The organism is Bacteroides sp. OM05-10AA (assembly GCF_003439055.1).
Lineage (GTDB): Bacteria > Bacteroidota > Bacteroidia > Bacteroidales > Bacteroidaceae > Bacteroides > Bacteroides intestinigallinarum.
On record NZ_QSUR01000023.1, the window covers coordinates 111191 to 120267 of the forward strand.

The window sequence follows — 9077 nt, forward strand, 5'->3', positions numbered from 1 at the left end:
AGGGTAATATAAGATAGATAGTATTAATACGTAAATTGGAGTTACAAATGAAAAGTGCCTTTTAGTACCTCCTTCACCTTTTTACTGGAATCCTTATCCAGAAAGGGAAAGCGGGTGAAGGAGGAGAGGTTTCATCACTCTTTCATTTAAATAACTTAACAGGGTTGATACTTAGAAAATCTTCTACTTTCATACCTCCCTCTCCAACAACCATTGTTGCGTATGGATGATACATTTTTCTGATTTCTTCGAGTCCTGCATTGTAGGTTTCGCTATTGCTTTTTACTTCAATCGTTACTATACGACTTTTCTTTTTCAGTATATAATCTACCTCTTTGTATTTTTCTCGCCAGTAAAAAACATTAATTGGTTTTTACTCAATGGCATCTACAAATATAAATAATTTATTGTTTTGCATTACCTTTATATTCTTATTCTTTGTATTTCACAGCTACCGAAACCCTGTAATTGCCCGGAACGGGTGTATAAATGGGTTGGTGGGTAGTCCCTTTGTTTTGCAACTTCTTTTCTGAGATTAGTCTTTTAATATGGCGGTATGCAGTAATTTGTGTCATTCCGCAGAGGTACTGGAAGTCTTTTCGGGTGATAAGTTGGTTTTCCGAAAAATACTTTGTCAATTCCATATCTATCTCCACTTCGGAAAGTCCGGCAGAATGCGGCCTATATTTCGAACGGTGAAATTCCATATCAGAAAGTTCGGCTTTCAGTTCTTTATCTGCTTTGAATTTGATTGCTTTCAGCTTTACTTTATGTACTCGCTTGTCTTTAGGATCCCGTATTTCTTCTTCGCAGGAAAGAGTTACTTGTAGATATCCCAATCCGTCGATATGTACCTTTTTTCCTTCTTTAAGACACTGTGCCACTTCGTATTTCAGTTCTTCCAAAGTTGCTATCACATCAGACGGGCTTAAAGAACAGCGCTCGTGAATGCGGTAAACCAATTTCTCTGTATTTACTGTTTCATAACTAATCGGACGTGCATGATACCTTACCTTGTTTTTCTTCTCCTTCGGCATCGGAGTCTTATATAGTTCAAATTGTACTGCCATAGTCTTTCTTTTTTCTTTAGATGTTTGTAGATTATCTTCCTGATATTCCTTAATTTTCTTCTTGATATTTGTTACTTATCATTGCTGTGATAAGTTCTTATCATTAATGTGATATGTATATGTCATTACTGTGATAAGATATTATCATTATTGTGATAAATAATAAATGTCCGCATCAAAGATAAGGTTTAATTAGGAGATAAACAAGAAACAATAAGGTAAAACGCCAAGTTCATTTTTATAAAAATGAAGGGATTAAAAAGTTGTAAATCCCATATTCCGGATATTATATTCGCATCCATTAAATACTAAAAACGAAATTTTATGGACAAGAAAAGTGTGCTGCTTTCATTATGGCAGAAGTTTGTAAACCGCTTTTGTAAAAGCGGAGAGTGTGAAGGATTACTGGAAGAAATATCAAAGTCTTCGGTTAGTTGTTATGAGGTGTCTAAAGATAGGAAGGAAATAAAAGAGAAGGGCTCACTTTCTAAAGCGAAAAATTTGACTGCAAGTGTAGACCTTTTTTTGAAATCTCATTATGATTTCCGTTATAATGTTCTGACGGAAGAAACTGAATTTCGTTTGTTGGAACGGATGAACGAGGGACTTCAGCCTGTAAATCAACGTGTGTTGAACACTTTCTGCCTTGAAGCGCATGAGGCCGGTATTGGATGCTGGGATCGTGATCTGTCACGTTGTATTTATTCTACCCGCATAGCTGAATATCATCCTTTCAGGCTTTATCTGGATGAATTACCTGAGTGGGATGGGATAGACCGTGTGTCCGCATTGGCACGACGGGTTTCGGAAAATCCGTTATGGGAAAAAGGATTCCGCATTTGGATGCTGGGGATGACGGCACAATGGATGGGGGTAATGGGAGATCATGCGAATAGTGTTGCTCCCTTGCTCATCAGTACGGAACAGGGATATTTTAAATCTACTTTTTGTAAATCTTTGCTTCCTCCTGTGCTTCGGTGTTATTATATGGATAAGGTGGATTTAACAAGTCAGGGAAATGTGGAGCGTAGACTGGCGGAGATGGGACTTCTCAATTTGGATGAATTTGATAAGTTTTCTCCTGCGAAAATGCCATTGTTGAAGAATCTGATGCAGATGTCTTCATTGAGGCTATGCAAAGCATATCAGAAAAATTACCGCTCCTTGCCTCGTATTGCTTCTTTTATTGGTACGTCTAACAGGAAAGATTTGCTTACTGACCCGACTGGTAGCCGCAGGTTTATTTGCGTGGAAGTAGAGCGCCCTATTGATTGTGAAGCGATTGAATATGAACAACTTTATTCACAATTGAAAGTGGCAATCTTGTCAGGTCAACGTTATTGGTTTACGAAAGAAGAAGAACAGGAATTGCAAAGGAACAATATGGCGTTTTACCGTCAAGGACCAGTGGAAGATGTACTGCGTGCTTGTTATCGACCGGCAGAAAGAGAAGAGGAGTGTGATCTTCTTTCTGCGGCTGATATATTTCAATGTTTAAAAAAGAGGAATCCTGCAGCTATGCGTGGTGCCAATCCGGCAAGTTTGGCGCAAATATTGGTAGCGGTAGGGATAGAACGTAAACATACTAAGTTTGGAAATGTATATCGGGTAATATCGGTTTGAGGAGTGTGAACTTGGTGGTGAAGGAGGTCCCTTCACCCGCTATTGCCCTATAGGAAGGTGCTGTGAAGGGTGAAGAGATTTTATTTATTTTGTTTAAATTGAATGTCAGATTGAAAAATGAACCTTTTTGAATGATATGGGTACTTATTGGAGTAATATTTTCAGGATATTTGCACGATAATTCTAATAAATAACAATATTGTATATTTATAAAATTTTTAGGAACAAATGACATTTGATGATTGGAATAATGTTGTTACATCTAATGCGTATTGGATAAACTTGGTATTGGTAATGATTATATTAGTTGTTTTTTATAGACAATATAGAGAAATACATATAAGAAAAGAATGTGAGTTATTGGCAAGAATGGAGATCGAAAAAATAAAAAAGGAGCTTGTAAAAGAAATAAAAGCTAAAAATGACCTGGAAATGGATGTGAAGCGTTTTCGGTTGATTTTTAAAGGACTTCCTTTAGTTGTGAATAATGTAATTACAGAGTCTGATATTGAGGCGTTTCATTTTTATATATTATTGAAGAAGAATACTTCTACTATAATATTAAATTGCTCAGTAGAAGAATGGAAAAAACTTTTTTATTTTTCGGATATGATCTCGGACCGATTTTATTCGCGTTTATTGTATGCATATCCACAACTTGGACAGAGGGAGTTATGTTTATGCTGTTTGATTCGTTTGAGGTTCTCCAATCGGGAGATTGTAACCTTACTGGGGATTAAGGAGGAATCTGTATTAAGGAGTAGGAATAGATTAAAAAAACTATTAAATGTAAATAGATATCAGACACTGTCTAATTTTGATGAATATATAATAAAATATTGACATGAATGAATACGTGGTAATTGGGAAGTGGTTTTACTAAGTTCTTATAAGGAGGTGATACAATTTCTGTTGAAGAACATATTTTTTTGTCCAACTTTTAGGACGTATTTGAACTTAAATTGTTGAATGATAGTATTTTTGATTGTCCGGTATATTCTTCTCTTTTTATGATTTTACGAAAGAAATGGCTTATTTTTGTATATTCGAAATTCATAATGCGATTGCTTATTTATAAAAGATACTATATATGGAACAAACTTATTTTTTTGATAACGAGATTAAAGAGGTTCTTATTCCATTTTGCTATCCAATCTGATTAATTATGATAAACTGAAATATGCTGTTCCTGCATTTGTGTATAATTATGATACAGCAAAGTTATGTGGAGGGCATGATGTGGATATGAGTGGTAAAATCTTTAAATACGGAGTGGAAAGGAGAGATTGTTCTGAAGATGAATATGATTCCTATTATGATTGGGAGTAATTCCAATAACTGTTATTGCAAATATCTAGATATTACTATAAATTTATTAATAACTTAAACAACAGGAATATGAAAGAGATGATCTTTATCTTTAGTTTATTGGTTTTGCTCTCATGGGGCACTAACGGTGTGTACGCCCAAGTTCCGCAAGAAATATCAGAAGAATATAGAGCGTTGGATCGTGAATTGTATAAAGACGAGCGCGGCGGCATGTCATACGAAGCATTGCGGGGTAAATATTTGGAGAAACTTACTCGATTAAAAGAGCAAGCGGACGCTTTAATGAATATTCAGACCGGCGATGTTAAAACGGAAGAGAAGAAAGAATTGGTGAAATGCCTGAAGAGGATGGAAAATAACATTTTCAAACTGACGACTGCACAGGAACTGCTAAAACAACCGCGTACAAAATTGGTGGCGGATAGTTTGAGGGCTACTACGCAGGACTCTGAAGGTTATACAAAGAGTTCTCAAATCATGAGAAATTATCAAAACACGCTGATGCGGGAGGTTTTGGATCGTTACCCCGGAAAAAGCAATGACAAGATTCGGAGAGCGGCGGTGGATTCCGTTTTCACTATCATGAGGGCTTTGCGCACCGTTCCTCGGAAACCTGTTAAAAAGACAATCAAATTATCGAACGGGATGATGAAGTCAGGTCATCTCGTGTATGCTATTTCTGCTTTGGGGGATTGAATGAAGCGGGAAAGAGTGAAACCGTGTTCCGTTTCATCTCATTTAATAGTAAAGGAAACTCAAAAGAGATTCTATAAAATTGATATTAGATTCTTTATGATATTATAAAAGATCATCATTTTTTACTGATTGAAAAAGTTGGTTTTGGATGATATTGATATGATGTTCGGTTAGTTTTAAAAAGGTCGTCTATTATTAGGATAGATGACCTTTTAATTTATAGCATATGAACAACTGTTTATGAAGGAAGATTCAGACATGATTTATTTTTGAACCTCTTTGAATGATTATCAGACTCCATATAAAGTCGTATACCAAAGATTTGGAACTTTTTGAATGATTAGAATACCCGTTTCTCTATTATTTTTAAGAACTTTGCCACTGTGAATTAGTTCGATGACTTTCGTTGGCTATAAATTTAAAATTAATAATAAAAAAGAATAGACATGAATTACACAAAAATGAAATCTGGTTTAAAGAAAGGGATAGTAGGTGTATGTATATTGGGAGCAACACTGTTGTTTGCTACCCCGCTTTCGGCACAAACGAATGGTAAATCCGGTAAAGGACTATACGAACTGTTTAGTACTAAACTGCCGGATGGTGCTCAATGGACAAAGCCGGATAGTAAATTTGTACGCGATGGAGGGTATTCTAAGAAATCCGAGAACTATATATATGTAAATGCTTCTAAAAGTCCGGCAGAGCTGACCGGACTATCTATTCCCATTCGTGAAAATCCTGGGCCGGGTGAATATCGTTATATCACCTTTGCATGGGTAAAATGGGGAGGAGAACAAATTGGCATGAAATTTCATGTATCTGAAAAGTCTGTTAATCAGAAAGGAAAGAAATATGATTTTACATATATTGCCGGGGAACCGAAGGATCTAATTAATCAGTTGACTGGCCTTAATCTTGGTGACAAGCCCGGGCATTGGATGGTGATGACACGCGATCTTTGGAAGGATTTCGGTAACATTACATTAACCGGAATGTCATTTATCTGTCCTGAAAGACGTGATGCGGGTTTTGATGAGATTTTTTTGGCAAAAACGCAGGATGATATAAAAAATGCTCCGAAAGTACTTCCGAGTGAAATTGCTACTGCTGTACCTGTAGTGGAGGAAGATGATGAATTGATGTATAATGAGGCGGTATCAGATAGTATTGCAGTCGATCAGGGGGTACAAATTGACTGGGGAGCACAGATCAAGGCAGGTGGTTCAATGATGTATCCGTTGTATTTATTGGGAGTGATTGCTTTTGTAATTGCTATCCAGCGATTGATTACTTCGCGTCAAGGCCGTTTGGCTCCGAAACCTTTGTGTAAAAGTGTCAATGAATGTTTGATAAATGGAGATTTGAAAGGAGCGTTGGCTGCATGTGATAAATATCCTTCCACATTGGCCAATTCGCTACGTTTTATTTTCGAGCATGTAAAAGCCGGACGTGAAGCTGTAAGCCAAACAGCGGGTGACATGGCTGCACGTGATATTCGTACGCATTTAGCACGTATTTATCCTCTTTCTGTTATTGCTTCATTGGCTCCGTTAATTGGTCTGTTAGGTACTGTTGTAGGTATGATCGAAGCATTCGGTTTGGTTGCTTTATATGGCGATGAAGGTGGTGCTTCTATCTTGTCTGATTCTATTTCCAAAGCATTGATAACAACCGCTGCCGGTTTGATTATAGCAGCTCCTGCCATTGCTTTATATTTTATTATCAAAAATCGCATTATGCGTATGGCTTCATTGGTTGAGGTTGAAGTTGAAGAAGTGATAACCAAATTGTACCTGGATAGTAAGGAGGAAAAGCATGAGACTGAATTATGATGACGATGATAAAGTAGAAGTGCAAATGTCTCCTTTGATAGACTGTGTGTTTCTGTTGCTTATTTTCTTTTTAGTGACTACGATGATGAAAAAATGGGAGATGCAGATTCCATTGACACTTCCTACAATGACTTCAAGCCTTTCCACTACACGGGCGGGTGAGGAAGCGGTGATTATCTCAGTAGATGAGAAGGAGAATGTGTATCAGGTAGTAGGACACGATGCCTATTCTGGTGAAAGCACTTACTTGCCTGTGAAAGATTTAAGTGCTTTTCTTTCTGATTTACGTAATAGTCGGGGAGTGGAGACAAATATTGATGTGACGGCTTATCGTACTGTGCCGGTAAGTACAGTGATAGAAATATTCGACCAGTGTCAAATACAAGGGTTTACACATACACGTGTACGCCTTGGGAGTAAACCATATTAAGCTTATGAGATTATCATTATTTAATAACGAGGACGAACCGGAAGTTTCCATGTCCCCTTTGATCGATTGTGTGTTCTTATTGCTTATATTCTTTTTGGTATCTACCATGACGAAAGTGAAAAATAGGGATATTCCTGTTGATCTGCCAACTTCACAATCGGCCATTAAATTGAAACCGGATGATAAGCAGGCTATTGTAGGGTTGGACGCCGATGGTAACTTTTATTGGGACGGGCAACCTTGCTCAACCAATTTTATGATGGAACAATTACGGCAGACATGTGTCACCGATCCGGGAAAGCGTATTCGCATTGATATGGACAGGCATACTCCGTTCGGACGCTTTGTAGAAGTAATGGATGCTTGTCAGTTTTATAACTTAACTAATATAGGAATCAGGACGTATGACGAAAACTACAACAGGGAGTAGCCGTCTGACGGTTATCCTATCATGGATGATAGCGCTGATTTGTTTTGCGGGAGGAGCATTCTATATTTGGATGATGCCATCTCCTGATCAAGAGGCGATGGATTTGCAAATGAAACAGCAGAAAAATCAAAAGTCCAGGAAAAGTTTGACAGAAAAGGTAAAACAGGAACAGGCGCAACGGGCATTACCGTCTAATTATGCCAGACAGTTGGTAGAGCAGTCGGAAGTTTTGGTCAAGAAGAATCTGGAAGAGCAGGTGAAGAAGTTCCAAACGATGGCTGAAACAATGAGACGGCGTAAAGACGATATGTTGACGAAAGTAGAAAAAAGAAAATTACCATGGGGAGCGCCTGCTGATGCAAATGATACATCGAAAGCACGGGCTATTCCTCAAGCTGGAAATCCATCAGACAATGCTTCTGTAGAAGAACTTTATGCTGTGTTGCGTGACTATGAGGCTGAAATTCAACAAAGTCATTTGGCTGTGAGTGCTGCTAAACAGTCCTTATCTAAGGGACAATCGTTCCCTGAAGTGTACAGTTCTTTGAAAGCGGGAAATTCACGTATGCCGAGTTTTGATGAATTGATAAGGATGCAGTCAAGGGATAGTGAGTGGGCAACTTCGGCTGGTAGTAATGCCAGTGGAGGATTGCAGATAAAGAGTACTGCTGATTTGAATAATTATCGTGGATTACTTGGACAAGCTACTCGTCAGGCAGGTCTAGCACAATCTCGTTTGGAAGGTCTGTTCGGAGCAGTTCGTCAGGCTGGTAATCTTGGAAACGGAATGGGACAAGGTAATGGTAGTCCGGGTAATGGAGGACCTGGAGGTAACGGTAGTGGTAAAGGAAATGGAACCGGTATGGGGATGGGAGGTAATGGAGAGGTTTCTGCTCCCGGAGGTGGAAAAGGAACGTTCTGTGCTTATTCAGGCTCGAAATTGAGTAAGGAAATGGTGAAAGCACAAGCGTTGCCCGGACGGCGCTTTTCTAAAAATGCTGAACGTAAAGGGTGGCTCTATATCAATACATGGTATATGATTGGACCGTGGGAGAGCTTCGGTCGAGAGGACTTTTCTATCGTTCATCCGCCAGAGGTTTCTATTGACTTTGACGCTGTGTATACTGATGGGCAGGTAGGTATGGGAATTGCAGAGACGGATTCTGATCCGTTAAAAGTTATCGGAGACGAGGTGCAGCTTGACGGGACGCTCCGTTGGAAGTTTATGCAGAGTGAATCAATGCATAATGTCCCTCCAGTAACGACCGGTCATTCGACTTACTATGCTTATACCGAGCTTTATTTTGATGAAGCTACTACGATGCTAGTAGCTATTGGTACGGATGACAGCGGACGCGTGTGGATTAATGGTAAGGATGTATGGCGCGATTACGGTACCAGCTGGTATAATATTGATGAACATATTGCTCCTTTTCAGTTCCGGCAGGGGTGGAATAAAGTTTTGGTACGGCTGGAAAATGGAGGTGGCGGTCCCTGTGGGTTTAGTTTCTTGATTATTCCTCAGAATAAATAGATAGATGTGTGTTTAAATAGAAAGATTGTTTAAGGATTAATTATTGGTAGAAGTTATGTGAAGGTTTTATGTACCTTCCATAACTTTCTTTGTACGCTCGGCATGAGCATTATCTAACGGGTGTAAGTCC

Annotated in this window: 8 protein-coding genes; 7 read left to right on the forward strand and 1 reads right to left on the reverse strand. The window is 38.5% G+C overall.

All coding sequences use genetic code 11. The features are described from left to right. Positions 1 to 431: 431 nt before the first annotated feature. Complete coding sequence (locus DXB58_RS17865; RefSeq protein ID WP_122137734.1) at positions 432 to 1070, reverse strand: HU family DNA-binding protein; 639 nt, start codon at positions 1068 to 1070, stop codon at positions 432 to 434. A gap of 324 nt (positions 1071 to 1394) precedes the next feature. On the opposite strand from DXB58_RS17865, the gene DXB58_RS17870 reads away from it, so the two are divergent. The 7 genes from DXB58_RS17870 (at position 1395) to DXB58_RS17905 (ending at position 8947) form a co-directional block, all read left to right on the forward strand. Further along, entirely contained in the window at positions 1395 to 2693 is a 1299-nt protein-coding gene (locus DXB58_RS17870) for a VapE domain-containing protein (RefSeq protein WP_122137735.1), read from the forward strand. Positions 2694 to 2921: 228 nt separating this feature from the next. After that, on the forward strand, positions 2922 to 3536 hold the full coding sequence (locus tag DXB58_RS17875; RefSeq protein WP_122137736.1) for a hypothetical protein: 615 nt from the start codon (positions 2922 to 2924) through the stop codon (positions 3534 to 3536). 555 nt (positions 3537 to 4091) lie between these two features. Further along, positions 4092 to 4718, forward strand: coding sequence for a hypothetical protein (locus DXB58_RS17885; RefSeq protein WP_122137738.1), 627 nt, complete (start codon positions 4092 to 4094; stop codon positions 4716 to 4718). 446 nt (positions 4719 to 5164) lie between these two features. Beyond that, a complete protein-coding gene (locus tag DXB58_RS17890) occupies positions 5165 to 6553 on the forward strand; it encodes a MotA/TolQ/ExbB proton channel family protein (RefSeq protein WP_122137739.1) in 1389 nt (462 codons plus the stop codon). Then, positions 6537 to 6983, forward strand: coding sequence for a biopolymer transporter ExbD (locus DXB58_RS17895; protein WP_122137740.1), 447 nt, complete (start codon positions 6537 to 6539; stop codon positions 6981 to 6983). Before DXB58_RS17890 ends, DXB58_RS17895 begins: the two co-directional genes overlap by 17 nt. A gap of 4 nt (positions 6984 to 6987) precedes the next feature. Next, positions 6988 to 7413, forward strand: a complete 426-nt coding sequence (locus tag DXB58_RS17900) for a biopolymer transporter ExbD (RefSeq protein ID WP_122137741.1) — start codon at positions 6988 to 6990, stop codon at positions 7411 to 7413. After that, complete coding sequence (locus DXB58_RS17905) at positions 7388 to 8947, forward strand: OmpH family outer membrane protein (RefSeq protein ID WP_122137742.1); 1560 nt, start codon at positions 7388 to 7390, stop codon at positions 8945 to 8947. The genes DXB58_RS17900 and DXB58_RS17905 overlap by 26 nt, the downstream gene beginning before the upstream one ends. The last annotated feature ends 130 nt before the right edge of the window (positions 8948 to 9077 follow it).

Bases quoted from the DNA above. Each gene is read 5' to 3' on its own strand.
- DXB58_RS17900 (WP_122137741.1), top strand. From the start codon at position 6,988: ATGAGATTATCATTATTTAATAACGAGGACGAACCGGAAGTTTCCATG.
- DXB58_RS17885 (WP_122137738.1), top strand. From the start codon at position 4,092: ATGAAAGAGATGATCTTTATCTTTAGTTTATTGGTTTTGCTCTCATGG.
- DXB58_RS17890 (WP_122137739.1), top strand. From the start codon at position 5,165: ATGAATTACACAAAAATGAAATCTGGTTTAAAGAAAGGGATAGTAGGT.
- DXB58_RS17865 (WP_122137734.1), bottom strand. From the start codon at position 1,070: ATGGCAGTACAATTTGAACTATATAAGACTCCGATGCCGAAGGAGAAG.
- DXB58_RS17875 (WP_122137736.1), top strand. From the start codon at position 2,922: ATGACATTTGATGATTGGAATAATGTTGTTACATCTAATGCGTATTGG.
- DXB58_RS17905 (WP_122137742.1), top strand. From the start codon at position 7,388: ATGACGAAAACTACAACAGGGAGTAGCCGTCTGACGGTTATCCTATCA.
- DXB58_RS17870 (WP_122137735.1), top strand. From the start codon at position 1,395: ATGGACAAGAAAAGTGTGCTGCTTTCATTATGGCAGAAGTTTGTAAAC.
- DXB58_RS17895 (WP_122137740.1), top strand. From the start codon at position 6,537: ATGAGACTGAATTATGATGACGATGATAAAGTAGAAGTGCAAATGTCT.